Source organism: Mangrovibacterium sp. (assembly GCF_041596335.1).
GTDB lineage: Bacteria > Bacteroidota > Bacteroidia > Bacteroidales > Prolixibacteraceae > Mangrovibacterium.
On record NZ_JBFHIT010000013.1, the window covers coordinates 12,317 to 31,339 of the forward strand.

Annotated in this window: 12 protein-coding genes; 10 read left to right on the forward strand and 2 right to left on the reverse strand. The window is 45.2% G+C overall.

Going from position 1 to position 19,023, the window contains the following annotated elements:
• Positions 1-73: 73 nt before the first annotated feature.
• Together pepF and ABZD21_RS06790 are read left to right on the forward strand one after the other, a co-directional pair.
• Positions 74-1,966: an oligoendopeptidase F gene (pepF, locus tag ABZD21_RS06785; protein WP_372773871.1), complete on the forward strand. Its 1,893-nt coding sequence runs from the start codon at positions 74-76 to the stop codon at positions 1,964-1,966.
• 215 nt (positions 1,967-2,181) lie between these two features.
• Positions 2,182-2,673 carry a hypothetical protein gene (locus ABZD21_RS06790; protein WP_372773872.1) on the forward strand — a complete coding sequence of 164 codons (492 nt, stop codon included), beginning with the start codon at positions 2,182-2,184 and terminating at the stop codon, positions 2,671-2,673.
• Positions 2,674-2,684: 11 nt separating this feature from the next.
• On the opposite strand, the gene ABZD21_RS06795 is transcribed toward ABZD21_RS06790, so the two are convergent.
• Complete coding sequence (locus tag ABZD21_RS06795; protein WP_372773873.1) at positions 2,685-3,413, reverse strand: NUDIX domain-containing protein; 729 nt, start codon at positions 3,411-3,413, stop codon at positions 2,685-2,687.
• Between the two features lie 365 nt (positions 3,414-3,778).
• Here ABZD21_RS06795 and ABZD21_RS06800 point away from each other — a divergent pair, with 365 nt between their 5' ends.
• The 7 genes from ABZD21_RS06800 (at position 3,779) to ABZD21_RS06830 (ending at position 15,126) form a co-directional block, all read left to right on the forward strand.
• A complete protein-coding gene (locus tag ABZD21_RS06800) occupies positions 3,779-4,612 on the forward strand; it encodes a hypothetical protein (RefSeq protein ID WP_372773874.1) in 834 nt (277 codons plus the stop codon).
• Between the two features lie 22 nt (positions 4,613-4,634).
• Positions 4,635-6,347 (forward strand): cytosine permease, encoded by a 1,713-nt coding sequence (locus tag ABZD21_RS06805; RefSeq protein WP_372773875.1) that lies wholly within the window; start codon positions 4,635-4,637, stop codon positions 6,345-6,347.
• Positions 6,348-6,374: 27 nt separating this feature from the next.
• On the forward strand, positions 6,375-7,865 hold the full coding sequence (locus ABZD21_RS06810; protein ID WP_372773876.1) for a mannitol dehydrogenase family protein: 1,491 nt from the start codon (positions 6,375-6,377) through the stop codon (positions 7,863-7,865).
• 1 nt (position 7,866) lies between these two features.
• Positions 7,867-8,751, forward strand: coding sequence for a carbohydrate kinase (locus tag ABZD21_RS06815; protein WP_372773877.1), 885 nt, complete (start codon positions 7,867-7,869; stop codon positions 8,749-8,751).
• Positions 8,752-9,175: 424 nt separating this feature from the next.
• Entirely contained in the window at positions 9,176-9,775 is a 600-nt protein-coding gene (locus ABZD21_RS06820; protein ID WP_372773878.1) for a flavin reductase family protein, read from the forward strand.
• 32 nt (positions 9,776-9,807) lie between these two features.
• On the forward strand, positions 9,808-11,865 hold the full coding sequence (locus ABZD21_RS06825; protein ID WP_372773879.1) for a M3 family metallopeptidase: 2,058 nt from the start codon (positions 9,808-9,810) through the stop codon (positions 11,863-11,865).
• Between the two features lie 642 nt (positions 11,866-12,507).
• Positions 12,508-15,126 carry a TonB-dependent receptor plug domain-containing protein gene (locus ABZD21_RS06830; protein WP_372773880.1) on the forward strand — a complete coding sequence of 873 codons (2,619 nt, stop codon included), beginning with the start codon at positions 12,508-12,510 and terminating at the stop codon, positions 15,124-15,126.
• On the opposite strand, the gene ABZD21_RS06835 is transcribed toward ABZD21_RS06830, so the two are convergent.
• Positions 15,123-15,863, reverse strand: a complete 741-nt coding sequence (locus ABZD21_RS06835) for a 5'-methylthioadenosine/adenosylhomocysteine nucleosidase (protein ID WP_372773881.1) — start codon at positions 15,861-15,863, stop codon at positions 15,123-15,125. The genes ABZD21_RS06830 and ABZD21_RS06835 overlap by 4 nt on opposite strands.
• Before the next feature lie 91 nt (positions 15,864-15,954).
• On the opposite strand from ABZD21_RS06835, the gene ABZD21_RS06840 reads away from it, so the two are divergent.
• The gene (locus ABZD21_RS06840; RefSeq protein WP_372773882.1) at positions 15,955-18,855 is read left to right on the forward strand and encodes a triple tyrosine motif-containing protein; all 2,901 of its coding nucleotides are present in this window, start codon (positions 15,955-15,957) and stop codon (positions 18,853-18,855) included.
• Positions 18,856-19,023: the final 168 nt, after the last annotated feature.

The following is a 19,023-nucleotide window of genomic DNA, read 5'->3' on the forward strand; positions in this document are numbered from 1 at the left end:
ATTTTGAGCAAAAACTGTAATATTCCGGATTTTCGCATACCTATTCCCTGTGAAAATTAAAATCCATTATTCTATGAAAAATTGGCTATTCATGTGCAAATCAATCGTTCTATTTGTTTTGCTAACGCTTGTTGCAGGCAATTTATATGCGCAACAAAATAACCGGGCTACCCTCGACGACAAATACAAGTGGGATTTAAGCGACTTATACAGCTCCGACGAAGACTGGCGCGCAGCCATGGAAGAAATCACCAAAAAACTGGAGCAGGTTGAACAACTAAAAGGAAGCCTGACTCAGTCGGCTGACAACTTGCTTAAAGCCCTTCAATACAACACGTCCATCTCGAAAGAAGCCTCGAAGCTGTACATTTATGCCAGCATGAACTCAGACCTGGACTCGCGCGACTCGAAATACAATGGTATGAAACAAGAGCTGCGCCATCTGTTCTCGACTTTCGGAGCCAAAGCGGCTTTTATTGAGCCCGAAATTTTAGGTGCCGGTTGGCCAACCGTTGAAACGTTTATAAAAGACGAGCCAAAACTGGAAATTTACCGGGTTCCGCTGGAAAACATGTTCCGCACCCAAAAACATTCATTGAGCGAAGCAGAAGAACGCATCATGGCGCTTTCGGGAATGATTAGCGGCACTCCCTCCTCGGTGTACAACACATTCCGAAATGCCGAGATGCCTTCGCCGGAAGTGACGCTCTCAAACGGCGAAAAACTGAAAGTCAGCAGTGCCGAGTACAGCAAGTTCCGCGCTTCGGATAACCGCACCGACCGCGAGATTGTGTTTCGTGCTTACTGGAATAATTTTGCCCAATACAAAGCCACCTATGGCGAAATGCTGAGTGCCAATGTGAAAACCGATCTGTTTCGCACCGAAGCCCGCCATTACGAATCGTCGCTGGAAGCATCGCTCTACCCCAACAACATTCCGGTTGATGTGTACCACTCGCTGGTTGATAATGTGAATAAAAATCTGCCGGCTTTCCACCGGTATCTGGAAATAAAGAAACGAATGCTGGCCGTGGATACGCTTAAGTACCTCGACCTGTATGCACCCGTGGTGAAAAACATTGACCTAAACTACAGCTACGACGAAGGTAGCAAGCTGGTTATCGAGGCTTTGAAACCGCTTGGCAAAGAGTATGTTTCGACCGTTGAAAAAGCCATCAACGAACGGTGGATTGATGTTTACCCGACCGAAGGGAAGGTAACCGGAGCCTATTCAAACGGCGCTTTTTACGACGGCCATCCATTTATTTTACTCAACTACAACGACCTGTATAACGACGTGAGCACACTGGCGCATGAGCTGGGACACACCATGCAAAGTTATTTCAGCAATAAAACCCAGCCCTATCCTACTGCCGACTATGTAACCTTTGTGGCCGAAGTGGCTTCAACCTTCAACGAAGTACTCCTGTTTAATCACATGATTAAAACAGTTGATGACGATGACGTTAAATTATCGCTGCTAATGAACTGGCTCGATGGATTTAAAGGAACGCTCTTCCGCCAAACCCAGTTTGCCGAGTTTGAACTGAAAATACATGAAGAAGCCGAAGCGGGAAAACCACTTACCGGCGACAGCTTCTCGGAAATATACAGCGACATTGTGAAACGTTACTACGGACACGATCAGGGAATTTGCCACGTAGATGACTATATCGCAATGGAATGGGCCTACATTCCGCACTTCTATTATAACTTCTATGTTTATCAGTACAGCACTTCGTTCACCGCGTCAATCTCGCTGGCCGAGAAAGTGATGAGTGGCGACAAAAAGGCGCTGAAAAACTATATGGATTTCCTGGCTGCCGGCAGTTCCGATTACCCTATTGAATTGCTAAAAAATGCCGGCGTAGACATGACTACAGCCGAACCGTTTGAAAAAGCGATTGATGCCATGAATAAGGTGATGGATGAGATTGAAACCATTCTGAATAAGAAAGGGCTTTAATCGGCACATTGCGCTAAAAATACGAAACAGACTGCCTCCCCGGCGGTCTGTTTCTTTTTTGGGATACCGAAAGTCAAAATAAAAACCCACCATCGCCCTTCCTGCATCATTAATTTTGAACCACGCCCCCATAGCATTGTCCCATTAATCTATTAAATTGCATGCCCGAGCCTGTTCGGCATCGCTTTAAATTGAATTTAAAACCCTCCAATTGCATGAAACGATTCTGTCTTCTATTGTTCATTCTAATTGCGTCATCCCAGGCTGAAAGCTTTGCTCAGTTCGCGAACGAACCCATTGGCCTCACAACCAGAGGTTTTCTGATTACGAAAGAATATTACGTGAAATGCGGAATTGAAATGACACCCGAGCAACTAGTCAAGCTATTTGGGAGCGACCCAAACATGCTGAAGTACGCTAAACCAATGGCCGTTAGCTACAGCTTTGGGAGGCTTTTTAGCGCGGCGGCAAGCATCCTGATTACTTATCCGATTATTGATTCGCTGCGGGACAACACCGATCCCAACTGGAACCTCGCCTATATTGGTGGAGGCTGCCTTATCGCGTCGATTCCATTTAAAATTGCCTTCCGAAAAAAAGCCCACAAAGCCCTCGCTTACTACAACAGTGGCTACCGCGAAGCAAATGGCCTGAGCATAAAACTTGGATCAACAAGCAATGGATTGGGATTAGCCATGAAATTCTGACTACGATGGACTTAAATATTAATGATGTGATACTTACGACTGATTTTCTCGTAGATATCGCGGCTGAACATATACAAACCGGCAGGCTTTTTCGAAGCTCCTCCAACTCTTTTTTCGTCGAGCGGCACAATGTAAGCTTTGCTAATGGCCTTCTTCCTGAAGTTACGGTTGTCAATTTCAACATCGAGCACCGACTCGTAAGCAAATTGCAGCTCATTCAGCGTAAACCGATCATCCAAAAACTCAAAAATAACCGGCTCACTCATTACTTTTAGCTGCAAATCGGCATAGGCCTGCCTGATAATTTCTTCGTGATCGAACCCGAGCTTTGGTAGTTTTTGGATGGGATACCACTGAATATTCTCATCTTTAAGCTGTACACTTTCTGCCGGCAGTAAAAAATAATAAGCCACCGACATCACCCTGGGATTAACGCCCCTGCTTTTCAGCCAAAGCAAATCCTTTTCGTTTTTTATCCGGGTTGGATTTCCAAAGGTTCGAAACTGCTTTTTATACACTTTCCCGAGCCCGGTAAGCTCTTTAAAAATACGCTCGGCCGACTCATCCAGCCGTTCACTTTTCATTACGTGGTCGCCCGTCAACACCCAGTCGTCAATTACGGGGTATTTGTCGTCGTACATTTGCAGCGTTCGTTTCGACAAAAGAATGCTAATGCCATCCTGGTCGAACCCAAAAATGACACAATCAACAGATATGTTCGGAATCTTTCTAAAATCCATAAATATTAAACGTTACATACACGTTTTTAATTTCACCTAACGCAAACAAATATAAGAACCAATTTAGATATTTCCTAAATTTCCTCACTAACACGCCACCAAAGCCCACCAATGTATCTTGTACGTTTGATAAACCTCAACAACAATAAAACCGTCATTAGAACCCAATAAAACGACACAACACAACCACACATGCTGAACAACACACACATTTATATTGCTGTTGTTCTGCCACTTACATGATTTAAGCAAACTAACACACCCAAAATATTTGCAAGTTAAAAAGATAATCACTTACATTTGTTCAGCTAACGTACTTTTTACGCTTTTAAAACTAATCAGTAATTTACTAATGAACATTCATCATGAAAGTAAAGGGAACTAAAATCGAGAGAGGAACACAAAAACCAGCCAAAAGAAAGATCCATGATATACGCTTTAACCAGCCATTATCAGCTGTCACCATCATTTTAATTGCACTACTACTGCATACGAATCGTGCCACCGCACAGGACGAACAATCAATCGCAGACAATTTCAGCGTCAACCTAGAACTGAAAAACATGCACCTGTGGCATGGCTTCGTTGTCACCCCGGGAGCGATGATCGCATCAAGCATAGAGTATGTATCCGCGAACGAAAAGTTTATTGCCGGATTATGGGGAGGCGCAAGCTTTAACGGCAACTACAAAGAGTTTTCATACTACAGCACCTACCGCCTTAGCAACAACTTCAAGCTGTCGCTGATTAGCCACAACAACTACAGCGACTACGACGAACCAAATATTTTTAGCTACAATAAAAAAACTTCGCCGAACTTTGTCGATATCGTGGCGGAATACACCTTATCCGACGACGTGCCACTTACCATTTACTGGTCGACCATTCTGTTTGGCAACGGAGGCGATTACGAAATAAATGAAGACGGGTCCACGACCAACTCGTTCTCTAATTATGCGGAATTGCGATACACGCTCTTTCCCCATCAGGACACTAAATTGACCTTATTTGCAGGAGGTGCTTTTTCATTCGCTACTGAAAAAACCTTTTATAGCGAAAACGCAAACGTAGTAAACCTGGGACTAACCGTAAGCCACGATGTCACTCTGCTAGCGAAGAAATTCCCTGTTTCGGGAACTGCCTTCTGGAACCCGGAGTCAAAAGTTGGCGCATTACAGCTGGCCATTTCACTTTTCTAAATCAAACTAAAACATCATACCAATGAAAAATTATTCAACACGAAACTTCGATCAACTGGATGAAGAACAACTTCCGGTTGCCAAGAACAAGCTTCACGGTGGCAAACATTTTGCCGGACTATATGCGGGCGAGCACGTTGCCGCTACCGAATTCGTAATTGGAGCGACCTTTGTATCGCTGGGAGCCAGCACTCGCGACATCCTTTTTGGACTTCTTATCGGGAACATTCTGGCAGTACTTAGTTGGACATTCCTCACTTCGCCAATCGCTGTGCAAACACGACTTAGTTTATACACCTACCTCAATAAGATTGCCGGAGACTCGATGACCAAGCTTTACAATTGGGCCAACGCAATCATTTTCATTGTCATATCCGCTGCCATGATCACAGTATCATCGTCAGCCGTTCGCTTTCTTTTTAACATTCCGGCACAGCTAAACTGGTATTCAACCAATGTTTGGTTCATCCTCATTGTTATTATCGTGGGCCTTATTGTGGTCTTGGTTGCCATATACGGATTCAACACTGTCGCCGACTTTTCCACGATATGCGCCCCCTGGCTATTCACCTTATTTGTTGCCGGCGCTCTGGTTCTACTACCTGCACTCGCTCACTCCGTCATCGGATCAACCTCAATTTCAAACTTTAACGAGTTTCTGCAGATTGGCGACCAGTCCATCTGGCAAGGGGTGACAAACTCCGGAGAACCCGGCATTGGCTTGCTTGAGGTTATCGGTTTTGCCTGGGCCGCGAACACCATCACACACGTCGGACTAATTGATATGGCCATTCTTCGCTTTGCGAAAAAAGCCAGCTATGGTGTTTACTCCAGTTTTGGGATGCTCTTCGGGCACTACATTGCGTGGATTGCCGCTGGTATTATGGGCGCTGGCGCCGGTGTATTAATGAACAAACCTGTGATGTCGTTAGACCCGGGTGATGTAGCGTATTACGCCTTAGGCGCATCGGGTTTTGTGATTGTAATTATTGCCGGATGGACTACTGCAAACGCCAACCTATATCGTGCCGGTCTTGCCGCACAAGCCATCTTCAAAAACCATTCACGAAGAAAAACAACCCTGGTTGTCGGAATCATTACCGTTATCACAGCCTGTTTCCCCTTCGTATTCTCGAAAATACTCCCAATGCTTACCTACGCCGGACTATTGGTTGTGCCGGTTGGCGCGATCGTATTTACCGAACATTTTGTCTTCCCAAAAATCGGATTAACCAGATACTGGGCGTACTACCAAAAACTAACATCCAGCAAACCAGCCATTATAGCATGGGGAGCAGGTCTCACCCTTGGATTCGGGCTGAATGCGCTAAACATCATGTCGTTCTACTATCTCTTCATTCCAACATGGTTCTTCACCGCCATTTTATATACCGTAATGGCAAAAATGAATGGCGCGTCAAAAGATTACACTGAAGAAATTAAGGAAGAGGAACAACTTCAAAAAGACATTGCCATCTATCAGGAAGAAAAAGCCAAGCACGAAAAAGTGCAACACAAAGACACTTCAATCCTGTCGAAAATACTAAACATCATCGCGATTACTTGTCTGCTGGCAATTACCGCACTGGCAATCAACACCATGTTTGGAAGTCCCGATATGGAAACCTACCAATTCAACAAAGATCTTTTCCGGAGATACGCGTTCTACTGCACCATTGGCTATTTTGTATTTGCCTACTGGAATCTTCGCCGGAAAAAAGCATTAATCAGCTAATAATCGTAAATCAAAAAAATTTAAGATATGAAAACATCAATCGCTTTAAATCAGGAAAACTTAAGCAAACTGCCCGCCAACGTAAAAGTTCCATCTTACAACCGGGACCAAGTAAAAACCAGCATTGTACACATTGGTGTTGGAAACTTCCACCGCTCTCACGAAGCCTATTACACCAACGAACTGATGGAGCGCTACGGCGTTCTGGACTGCGGAATCTGCGGCATCGGACTATTGGATTACGACCGGCGCATTTACAACATACTGAAAGACCAGGACGGCTTATATACGCTGGTGATCAAAGAGCTCGACGGCTCGCTAAACGCACGGGTGATTGGATCGATTGTGGAATTTATTTTTGCGCCGGAGAATCCGATCGCTGTCATCGAAAAGATGGCAAATCCGGATATTAAAATCATTTCATTAACCATTACCGAAGGTGGCTACAACTTAAACGAAGGCACCGGCGAATTCGACTTCAGCAATCCGGTAATCGTTGAAGACATGAAAAACCCAATGTCGCCAAAAACCGTATTTGGCTATCTGGCCCAAGCACTAAAACTGCGCATGCAGCGAGGCACCGGTGGTTGCACCATCCAATCGTGCGACAACATCCAAGGCAATGGCGATGTGGCCAAAAAGTCGCTTTTAAACTACGTTGAAAAAGCAGAACCCGAACTGATGGGCTGGATTGAAGAGAACGTGTCATTCCCCAACGCCATGGTCGATCGCATTACTCCGGTAACCGTTGCAACCGATATCGCCAATCTTCAGGAAGAATTTCTCCTGGACGACCAATGGCCGGTTGTTTGTGAACCATTTATTCAATGGGTAATCGAAGATGATTTTAAAGCAGGACGACCTGCATGGGAAAAAGTGGGTGCTCAGTTTGTTGAAAACGTTGTTCCTTTCGAAAACATGAAACTCCGCCTGCTGAACGCCGGCCACTCGGTACTGGGAATGCTTGGCGCCTTGCACGGCTACAAAACCATCGACGAAGCAGCTCGCGACGAAGATTTTAAAACCTTCCTTCGGGCATTCATGGACGCAGAAGCCAGCGCGACACTTGGCAACCTGGGTGATATCGACCTGGAAAAATACAAGGACAGCCTGATCGCACGTTTCCAGAACATCTACATTAAAGACCTCATTTCGAGAATCTGTCTGGAAAGCTCGGCTAAGTTCCCAATTTTTGTACTGCCAACAATCAAAGCACAACTAAAAACCGGCGGCAGTTTTGCCCGGGCTGCATTTGTTGTCGCGGCGTGGTGCCGATACAACGATGGGCAGGACGAAAACGGAAACACCTACCCCATTGAGGATGCCATGAGCAACGAGTTGATCCGCGCCGCGGCACTATCGCATCAAAACCCGGTGCGCTTCCTCGAGATTGAACAAATTTTTGGTGATCTGGCAAAGAACAAAACATTTGTCGATGCATTCCTGACTTCACTTAACATGCTGCGTACCAAAAAAGTGAAAGACTGTGTGAAAGAATTAAACACTAAACTCGGCTAAGATGAAAAACATTGTATGTTACGGAGAAGTATTATGGGATATGCTCCCCTCCGGCAAAAAGCTTGGTGGAGCCCCGTTAAACGTGGCGCTCCGGGCTCAATCGCTCGGAAACAACGCCACAGTCATCAGCGCGATTGGCAATGATGAGCTTGGGCACGAGATCATTCGGGAGATGAAGGCCTATGCCGCTAACACCGGCCACATTCAGATTAGCAAGAACTATGAAACCAGCGTCGTGCTGGTTCATCTCGACCAGGAAGGATCGGCAACTTATGAAATTAAGATGCCATGCGCATGGGACGACATAGCAATTTCGGCACAAGACATTGAAATAGTGCGAAACTCGGATGCCTTTATTTATGGAAGTTTGATTGCGCGCAACAGCACCTCCAGAGATACCTTATGCGCCTTGCTTAAAGAAGCGAAGTTCAAGGTTTTTGATGTGAATTTGCGCCCTCCGCACTTTTCTCAGGAAACCCTGATGAACCTGATGAAACAGGCTGATTTCATTAAACTGAACGACGATGAAATTTTTCTGATTTGCGGTAATATGGGCTTCCACAGCCAATCGTTTGAAGCAGCAATTCGTTTTTTGGCCTCACATACCAACACCAACCAAATTTGCGTAACGCGGGGAAAAGATGGCGCCATCCTCTTTGTTGGCGATGAATTTATTTACAATCGCGGGTACAAAATAACCGTTGCCGACACAGTCGGAGCCGGAGATTCATTCCTGGCATCGCTCATTAGCAAGCTTCTGAATGGCAGCACGCCACAAGAAGCCATTGATTTCGCCAGCGCTGTCGGTGCCATCGTAGCATCAAAAGAAGGAGCAAACCCGGTTCTTGCAGCAAGCGAAATAATGAACATGATCGAGCCAAAATAATCGAACGCATTCAAATTACCGTTTTGTCTTCGACTATTTCAACACAAAGAAGCCATTCCAGGCACTAGCCGAAACTACTCCAACACAATCGGAATTCGACTGGCCAGGCTTCGAAAACAAACTCACTATATTTTCACGGGGAACCTGGCAAGGCTCCCCGTTTTTATTTCCATCGCCCGGCAATTGATTCCGACAGCTGAAACAAGCGAATAGAATAACCTACATGCATTCCGCAAAAGCGCCGTCACCGACTCTAAATTGGCCATGCTTTTTCGCATCCCATCCGGAATTTTAACTTTGCAGTACATTTCCTGTAGCGAAAGTGAAATCCATTGACGGACAAGCTCGGCTGATCCGCCATTCCGATCACTCGAACACATTCATTTTCGCCTTTTTTTTTGAATCTTAATTTTAGATTGACACTATGACAACGCCCAAAAAAACCGACTGGAAACCCGGAACAATGGTTTATCCGGTTCCTGCTGTTTTAGTTAGCTGCGGTGAAACACCCGAGGAATACAACCTAATCACAGTAGCATGGACCGGAACCATTTGTAGTGATCCGCCCATGTGCTACATTTCAGTGCGGCCATCCCGCCATTCCTACGAAATCATCAAGCGAACAGGGGAATATGTGATCAACCTCACCACCGAAGAACTCGCCCGTGCAACCGACTGGTGCGGCGTAAAATCAGGTTCGAAAGTGAATAAATGGAAAGAAATGGGCCTCACTCCTGCTCCGGCCACCATCGTAAAAGCCCCTATTCTGGCCGAAGCTCCCATCTCAATCGAGTGTAAGGTGAAGGACATTGTGAACCTTGGCACCCATGATATGTTTATCTCGGAAGTGGTGAACGTGATTGCCGACGAGCGCTACCTCGACCCCGAAACCGGGGCATTCAGCCTAAAACAAGCCAAGCCAATTTGTTACGTTCACGGACACTATTTCAAAGTTGGTGAGCAGATTGGTAAATTTGGCTGGTCGGTTGAGAAGAAAAAGAAGACAACAAAAAGAAAAAAATAATCGCCCGAAAACAGAAAAACCAGCATTAGAGTATGGAAACAAAAGATACAGCAATCGGATTAAATCCACTATTGGAGCCTTTCAATACCCTACACGATACCGCTCCGTTTACTAAAATTAAAAACGACCATTATTTACCAGCTTTCAAAGAAGCAATCGGACTTGCGAAGGCTGAAATCCAGGACATTATCGACAATCCGGCAGCAGCGACTTTTGAAAACACCATTGAAGCAATGGAACACACCGGCGAACGGCTGAACATTATCCGGGGAGTTTTCTTCAACCTAAACTCGGCCGAGACCAACGCCGAGATGCAGAAAATTGCTCAGGAAGTTGCGCCAATGCTCTCGGAATTCGGGAACGACATTAGCCTGAACGAAGATTTGTTTGCCCGTGTAAAAGCGGTTTATGCGCAAAAAGATGAATTAAAACTATCGGTGGAACAGCAGACCCTGCTCGACAACAGCTACCAAAGTTTTGTGCGAAACGGCGCCAACCTCAATGCCGAAGATAAAGAGAAATACCGCCGGATTACGGGCGAACTGAGTAAACTCGGGCTTCAGTTTTCGCAAAATATACTGGCCGAAACCAACGCCTTTGAGATGCAACTGACCGATGAAGCAGAACTCTCGGGACTGCCTGGTTTTGTGCGCGAAGCAGCTGCACTCACCGCAAAACAAAAAGAAAAAGAAGGCTGGATTTTCACCCTTCAACATCCGAGCTTCCTCCCCTTTATGAAATACGCGGACCGAAGAGATTTGCGCGAGAAACTATTTCGGGCCTCCTCGTGCAAGGGAAACCAAGACAATGAGTACGACAACAAGGAAATCATTAAAAAGATATTGGATCTGAAGCTTGAAAAGGCAAGACTGCTGGGCTTTAATTCGCATGCCGAGTTTAAGCTGAAACGCCGAATGGCCGAAACCCCTGAAAAAGTGGTCACCTTCCTCGACGAATTGCACCAGGCTTCGAAATCGTTTGCCCAAGCCGATTTAGCCGAAGTTCAGCAGTTCGCCAGCGAGCTCGGCTTCGAAGGTACCATCGAACGCTGGGACTGGGCTTACTACTCGGAGAAGCTCAAAAATGCCCGCTACGGATTCAACGAGGAGGAGGTGAAACCCTACTTCAAACTGGAAAATGTAACCCAAGGAGTTTTCGGATTGGCCAGTCAATTGTACCAACTGGATTTCAAGGAAAATCCAACCATCGAAGTTTACCATCCGGATGTAAAAGCCTACGAAGTATTTAACGCCAAAGGTGAGTTTATCGCCGTTTTCTACATGGACTTTTTCCCTCGCGAGGGCAAGCGCTCCGGCGCCTGGATGACCGACTACCGCTCGCAATATCTGCTCAATGGCGAAAACAAACGGCCACACATCAGTATTGTTTGCAACTTTACCAAACCAACCGAAACCAAACCTTCGCTACTTACATTCGACAAGCTGACCACCTACCTGCATGAATTTGGCCATGCCCTGCACGGGATGCTCAGCCAATGTCGGTATGCCAGCACTTCGGGGACCAGCGTTTACTGGGATTTTGTAGAGTTGCCGTCGCAAATGCACGAAAACTGGGCCTACGAAAAAGAATGGCTCGACCAATTTGCCGTGCATTATGAAACCGGCGAAAAGCTACCCGAAGAGCTAATTCAGAAAATCATTTCGGCTAAGAATTTCCAGTCGGGATATTTTCAGGAGCGCCAACTAAGCTTTGGCATGCTCGACATGGCTTATTACACCCGCGACGAAGCACTGACGGAAAGCATTCCGGAATTTGAAGCCAAAGCGATGCAACCAACTCAGTTGCTTAAGCCGGTTGAAGGATCGCTGATGAGCACAGCCTTTTCGCACATTTTTGCCGGAGGCTACGATGCTGGCTACTACAGCTACAAATGGGCCGAAGTTCTCGACGCCGACGCCTATTCGGTATTTCAACAAAATGGCATTTTCGACCGGGCAACAGCCGACTCGTTTCGTAAAAACATTCTGGAAAAAGGTGGCAGCGAACACCCGATGAAGCTTTACAAACGCTTCCGCGGACAGGAACCAACAATAGATGCCTTACTGGAACGCAGTGGCTTAAAAAAATAGACCAACCTGGTTCGCTCAAAATTCTCAAACATACATCGAAGAGGAAAATCCCGAACTGGTTTCGGGGTCTTCCTCTTTCATTTTGATCTCCGGAATTTCAAAATCAATACGTCGTTGCCATCCAATTCAACATTGGTAAACGAAGCAAAAAAAAAAGAGCAATCACCCCGTCGGGTAATCGCTCTCTAACCTTTTCTCTTTATGTATGTCTGAAAAAACTATTCTTGTTGTTTCACTTACCTGTTTTGAGGCAAACTACTGAAGCAAACGAGTACAAGTACCATGCCAAAACTTCGTCTTATGGCCGTTTAAATCGAGTTACGATTGGAATTTTCCAGAAAAAGAAGTTATCACGGTACACACAGAACAAAAGCAACCGCTTTTGCGATTGCTTTTTTAACCTTTTCTTTCTGTGTTAACTCTGTTTCTAGTTCTGTCTACTGGCTTTGAGGTAAACTAGTGAAGATAATGGATCAATTACTATGCCAAACACTCTGTAACGACTTCAAAAAAACCACCATTAAGAATTATTAAGAACTAGCGGGCAAAAAAATCAATTCTCCAAAATACTTCAAGCTTGCTTAAACCGTTCTTCAAGCATAGATTAAGCCATATTACTTGGTTAAAAAACAGGAGACCACCATGAAAACAATCCGCACCATCAATTCCCGGATCGCTAACACCGTGATCAAACTAGTATTGCTCGTCTTCGCATTGATCCCGCAAACGAAAATCTTTGCCCAACAAGCAGCCACGATCGATGGACGAGTGACTGAGGAAGAATTTAACGAACCCCTGGAGAAGGCTATCGTGCAAATAAAGGGAACAAGCATTTACACGGTCACCAATCGATTTGGGTATTTCAGCATGCTATTACCTTCTGCTTTTTTCGAACTTGAGGCAATTCATCCCGACATATTCAGCGAATTTTACAATGTATCGACATACGAAGGAATCCTGACGCCAATCGGAGCTGTCCGCCTGGAGCCTGTTGCTGTTGGCCGTTTGGCACAACGCGACATTGCCGCCCGGGTAAATATTGCTCAACATCCAGCGGCAACCAGAAACACGCCGGTAATCGACCTGTTAAACCAGTCGGGAGGAACCGATTTCAACCAGTTATTTGTCGGCCAACCCTCTGTTTATCTGCTGGAAAATGGTGGTGGATATGGAAGTTCAGAAATCAGCCTTCGAGGTTTTTCGGCCAATCAAAATCAGGTTGTTTTCAATGGTGTCAGCCTCAACAATCCTGAAACAGGCCGCATGAACAGTTCGCTCTACCCCGGATTGAATGATTGGGCGCAACACGTTCAGTTCACCGCCGGGATGGCATCGGGAAAACAAAGCGAATTGGGTCAGACCGGGCTGATAAACGTACTTCCTTTTATGCCGAACAAAAAGTCTGGAGTACGCTTACTTTCTTCAACGGGTGTTAACGGCTATTTAAAAACAGCGGCAACCATCCATTCCGGCGTGAGCAAACGCAATTTAGCTTTTTCATTAAAGCTTGATCGAACTGCCGGAGACGGAGTTCCCGACTTTACCGGATTTGAATCCTATGGGCTCTATTTCAATTTGCATAAAGAAATTAGCCACATGCACAGCATCCTGTTTACCTCGGTGCTAAAAAGCTGGCAAGCCGATCTGCGCAACCGTCCGGATTCTGTTGCACGAACCAGTTTGTATGGAATAGATTACAATAGTGAATGGGGATTATTGGACAACAAAGAGTTGGGTTGGAACGGAAGTTTTGGCCTGGCGAATCTCTCTGTGCTGACCCACCACTGGCACCTTCGGGTAAACACCAAACTGGTGAGCCAACTGTATGCCGAACTCGAAAACAGTGCACAAACCTATCCCGGTGGCTACATGAACGGAATGCTGCCGGACCAATTACCGCGCGATCGGGGACTGATTGATTATGACACAATTGCCATTTACAACGCCAACCGGGTTATTTCGGAAAATGACGGAATTTCAATTTTAGCTGCAGCAAACCGCACAACCAGATTTGGCTTGCAAAGTCAGCTCATTCATGAGTTCGACAAAAACACACAGTTTTACATGGCAGCCGATCTCGAGCAATACACAGCCGATCATTTCGGAGCAGTGAACAACCTACTTGGAGCGGACGAATTTTTGAGCGAAGCAGATCTAAACGGAAATTCGGAAGCGGTTCAGAATTTTTTGGAATCCAGTTTTCTTCCGAAAACAGGAAGCGCTGAACCGGTTGATTATCATTACAAATCGCAAATCAGAAAGGCAGGCTTCAGCATAAAAGCACAAAAAACAGGCAACCATGCTTTTGGATACGCAGAGGGAGCTTTTTACATCAAAAGCCTGCAACGCGAAGACTATTACTCGTATTTAAATTCCGACTCACAGCAAAAAACCGACTGGATCAATCAAGTTGGCTGGCGAGTGCAGAGCGGCATCACCTACCGGTTAAATTCGATCCACTCCCTTCAACTAAACGGCGGGGCGTCAAGCAGTCCCGTCCGGTTTGATGTACTTTTCCCTGCTGAAAACAATTGGGAAAATACTGCCGCAAAAAACCAAAACCTGTTTTCCGGCGAAATGGCTTACGTTCTTAGCAGCGGACGTTTCTTTCTTTCGCTGCGTGGCTATGCCATGTATCAACAAAACCGAACAGACATTCAGCGCCTGATGTTAAACGAGGACGAATCATTGGCGGTACTTTCCGGAATTAACCAGTTTCATCGTGGTGTCGAGTTCAGCGGACAAATGAAATATTTCAAGCGCTTCAACCTTTACGTAAATGCCTCATACGGCGAATGGACACTGGACAACTCGGTATTAGCGCAAACATACGACACCAACAATCAGCTTGTTAGTGAAACGAATTTGCCTTTTTCGGGATACCAAACCGATAACGCCGCACCCAAAAGCATCTACATCAAAAATGAATTCAATTTCTATAAAGGACTGGAAATCAACCTGAATTATTATCGGTCATTTGGAACTTACGCGCCAATGATGGTGCACGATTTCGACCAGACCGAAACTCCTGAGCAGATTAAGCTGCCAGCCTTTGATAAACTTGGAGCCGGACTGAACTACTATCACCAGTTTCGAAAAAAGTGGACAATTAATATTTTCGCCGAAGTGCAAAACATACTTGGAAGTCAATACATCAACCAACTGTTTACCAACGAGAGCGAAGTCGGAATGTTCCGCTCAAACATGGCTCTATACGGAAAAAATACAAGCTGGCGAGCCGGACTCAGCCTCAATTTTTAGACAAACATCAACCGGGCAATCTCAACCGAGATTTTACTGATGTCGCGAAAAAGAAACTGAGCAAATGAATCATGCGCTTCCTCATCGGCATTGTCCGATATAATACGAATAACCGAACAAGGAATGCTATAGTCGGCAGCAACCTGTGCAATTGCTGCACCTTCCATCTCAGTGCACAACAAGTCGGGGTGGTGTGCGGTAATTTTCTCTTTTCCCTTCGCCGAAGCAACAAACTGGTCGCCAGTACCTATGGCACCAATATATACTTTGGGATGATAATCCGAACTAATCTCCGGATATTTCTTATCGTGCAAATTATAGCCAAATTGTGTCACAGCTTCCAGTGCCCGCCGTTGAGCACTTTTGCGAACCGGAAACCTGAACTTCTTATAAAAAGGAGGCTCCACTCCATGAAAACCATCCAGTCTGCTTAAATCGATATCGTGCTGAACCAACTTGTCGGCCACTACAATATCGCCGATTTCCAGATGGGCTTTCAACGAACCTGCCAAACCGATAAACACGATTTGGTCGACTCCGAACAGGTTAATCAGGCTTGTTGCGGTTGAAGCCGCAGCAACTTTCCCCCATCCGGACAAACACATAACCACTTCTTTGCCGCCAATGGTGCCTTCGTAAAACTTGCGAACACCATGTTCAACAATCTTCAAATTTTCAATGTCGTGTTCGAGCAGAAGAATTTCTTCGCGCATTGCTCCAATTAAACCGGTTTTCATTTTATGAGATTTGGTTGCTTGATAGAATTAAAGCAGCAATTTATTTTAACTATGCTTAGTATGCAAGAATATTGATTTATATATTTGCTTTATGCACTTTAAACACTTTATCCTCACATACATTCTGTTTTCCCTGTGTATTTCAGGACACGGGCAGATCAAAGACATTGGCATTCCGGAAATACACAACATAAAAAAGCACAATTACCGCGCCGGGGCTCAGAACTGGCAAATTGAACGCAACAGCAAAAATTTCATGTATTTCGCTAACAACGACGGGCTGCTTGAATTTGACGGTTCGCACTGGCAACTATACGGACTGCAAAACCCCTCGGTTGTACGAAGTATTAAGATGGATGAAAACGACCGGATTTACATCGGTCAGCAAAACGAGTTTGGCTACATGGAACCCGATGCGACCGGACTGCTGACCTATCACTCGTTGAGCGACAAACTGGAAGACAACCAGAAAAACTTTGATGAGGTCTGGCGCATTCACATCACAAACATCGGCGTTATCTTTCAAAGTTACACGCACTTATTCATCTACCGCGACGACCGACTAATTGAAGTTCCTTTGAAAAACAGAATTCACTTTTCGTTTTATGTGAACGGACTGCTGTGGATTCAGGATCAAGAGGAAGGCCTGATGGAATACCGACAAGGAAAATTGGTAAAGATAGACGGACTGGAAGTATTGGCCGACAAAGAAATATGGACGATTCTGCCCTTGAGCGCGACCAAAGTATTGATCGGAACCGTCAACAACGGGGTGTATATTTATGACGAAGAAACATTGACTCCCTGGGAAAATGAAGCCAACAATTTTCTGATTGAAAACCAGATTTTTTCGGCTACGAAGTTCAACAACTCCTATTTTGCTTTCGGAACAATCCAAAACGGGCTGATGGTAACCGATGAGAGTGGTCAAATCATTCAATACATCAACAAAAAGAAAGGCTTGCAAAACAACACGATCCTGGCGATCGGTGCAGACCAAGACGAGAATCTCTGGCTGGGGCTGGACAATGGAATTGATTACATCGAAATTAATTCCTCATTCACCTACATTGACGATCCTGAAGGACTTGGTGCCACCTACAGTACACTTATCCACCAGAACAAATTGTATGTCGGAACCAATCATGGCCTGTTTGTAAAAGACTGGCCAGAGCGAACAACCCTGACCCCCATTCCATTTCGGCTAATTCCAAAAACGGTTGGACAAACCTGGTATTTGGGAGTGCACGATGGCGTTCTGCTATGTGGACACAACAACGGTACGTATGTGATTGAAGGAGAAACAGCCACGCAAATTTCGGATGTGAACGGAGCCTGGACATTTTTGTCGCCTAACGGCTATTCCGACATTCTGATTGGAGGCAATTTCAACGGCCTCACTCTTTTCCGCAAAACAGAGAATGGAAAATCGTGGCGTTTCGTCGACCGGATCAAAGGATTCTCTGAAGCCTCCCGCCTGATCGAGCAAGATACTGATGGCAACCTATGGATGAGCCATGGCTACAAAGGAGTATATAAAATTACCCTGAACGATAAGCTCGATTCGGTTTTGAGCTCAACGCACTACAATTCGAAGAATGGCCTTCCAACGGACAATTTCATCAATCTGATGAAAATGAAAAACAATTTGGTCTATACCACACCGGAAGGAATTTATCGTTACAACAAACAAAAAAATGCTTTTGAGTCAGCAAACGACTACAACAAACTGTTCGATCACCAACATTCAATCAATTATCTCTTCGAAGATTCATTTAAAAACATCTGGTACTCGGCACCTGAAGGCCCCGGGGTTCTGCGTTTTCAGGAAGATGGCAGCTACACCGATGTGAGTCTCCCTTTTCAGAAGTTACGCGGCCGTCAAATTGCAGGCTTTGAGCATATTTATGTCGCCGATCAGAAAAACACGTTCATCGCGCTAGAGGACGGTTTAGCGCATTACTCGCCGAACTACGCGACCCAGTCGAACAGCCAAATGAAGGTTTTCATCCGCGAAGTACTGAACAAGCAGAGCAACAAGGCCTACTTTCCTGCGGCCCTTCAGCCAAAAGCTCTTCAAAAAAGGTTTGCCTATCCGTTCAAAGGGAATCACCTGCGTTTTACCTTCACCTGCCCGGATTATACCAACGGCAAGAACATCCGCTACAGTTACTACCTGGAAAATTACAGCTCAGAATGGTCTGAATGGTCCGAATCAACCGTTTGCGAATTTATGAACCTCCGCGAAGGAAACTATACCTTGAAAATAAAAGCGGGTACCACACACGGTCAGGAAAGCAATATTGCCAGTTTCAGTTTCAAAATTACACCCCCCTGGTATCGCTCGCTCACCGCCTATATTTTTTATAGTCTGGCGGGCCTCCTACTTATTATTCTATTAAGCTGGTTTGTGTATTACCGCATTCAAATTTCGAAACGCAAAGAACGACTCAAGCATCTTCAGCAATACCGAAATCAATTGCAAACCTACCAGCGTGAAGCATTGATTTCGGAAAAAGAAATCATCCGACTGCGAAACGAAAAGCTTCACGGAAAAATGATTCACCTGGACAAAGAGCTGGCCAACCAAACCATGAGCTTAATTCAAAAGAATAAATTTTTAGGGAAAATAAAATCCGAGCTCAAAACACTGCAATCCCAAACTCAGGAAAGCGCCCTCAAGTCGAAAATTAGCTTAATCATTAACCGAATCGATAAAGAATTCGATAACCAGAAACAAAATGAGCTGTTCGAAACTTATTTCGATGAGGTACATGAAGACTTCTTCAAACGACTATTGGAGAAATACCCCACCCTCACACCACGCGAGATGAAATTATGCGCTTACATCAAAATGAACATATCCTCAAAAGAAATTGCGACACTTTTAAACATCTCCCAGCGTGGAGTCGAGATTTCCCGTTACCGTTTACGGAAAAAACTGGAGGTAGACCGAAACACCAATTTGACCACCCTGATATCGGGAATCTAACCAACATGCTGTATAGCAGCACGATGGTTGAAGTATGATATTCCACAACTTTAAAAATTCTTAACGTTTGTCTTTCAACGCATTAACACAACACGTGTAGTATTTATGTAGTATGTTAAAACCTACGCATGTAGTATTATTGAAGTAGCTCATTTTTTGGCGATATCC

What these genes read in the sequence shown, in the direction of transcription:
- pepF (WP_372773871.1), top strand. Translation starts at nt 74, where the DNA reads ATGAAAAATTGGCTATTCATGTGCAAATCAATCGTTCTATTTGTTTTG.
- ABZD21_RS06790 (WP_372773872.1), top strand. Translation starts at nt 2,182, where the DNA reads ATGAAACGATTCTGTCTTCTATTGTTCATTCTAATTGCGTCATCCCAG.
- ABZD21_RS06795 (WP_372773873.1), bottom strand. Translation starts at nt 3,413, where the DNA reads ATGGATTTTAGAAAGATTCCGAACATATCTGTTGATTGTGTCATTTTT.
- ABZD21_RS06800 (WP_372773874.1), top strand. Translation starts at nt 3,779, where the DNA reads ATGAAAGTAAAGGGAACTAAAATCGAGAGAGGAACACAAAAACCAGCC.
- ABZD21_RS06805 (WP_372773875.1), top strand. Translation starts at nt 4,635, where the DNA reads ATGAAAAATTATTCAACACGAAACTTCGATCAACTGGATGAAGAACAA.
- ABZD21_RS06810 (WP_372773876.1), top strand. Translation starts at nt 6,375, where the DNA reads ATGAAAACATCAATCGCTTTAAATCAGGAAAACTTAAGCAAACTGCCC.
- ABZD21_RS06815 (WP_372773877.1), top strand. Translation starts at nt 7,867, where the DNA reads ATGAAAAACATTGTATGTTACGGAGAAGTATTATGGGATATGCTCCCC.
- ABZD21_RS06820 (WP_372773878.1), top strand. Translation starts at nt 9,176, where the DNA reads ATGACAACGCCCAAAAAAACCGACTGGAAACCCGGAACAATGGTTTAT.
- ABZD21_RS06825 (WP_372773879.1), top strand. Translation starts at nt 9,808, where the DNA reads ATGGAAACAAAAGATACAGCAATCGGATTAAATCCACTATTGGAGCCT.
- ABZD21_RS06830 (WP_372773880.1), top strand. Translation starts at nt 12,508, where the DNA reads ATGAAAACAATCCGCACCATCAATTCCCGGATCGCTAACACCGTGATC.
- ABZD21_RS06835 (WP_372773881.1), bottom strand. Translation starts at nt 15,863, where the DNA reads ATGAAAACCGGTTTAATTGGAGCAATGCGCGAAGAAATTCTTCTGCTC.
- ABZD21_RS06840 (WP_372773882.1), top strand. Translation starts at nt 15,955, where the DNA reads ATGCACTTTAAACACTTTATCCTCACATACATTCTGTTTTCCCTGTGT.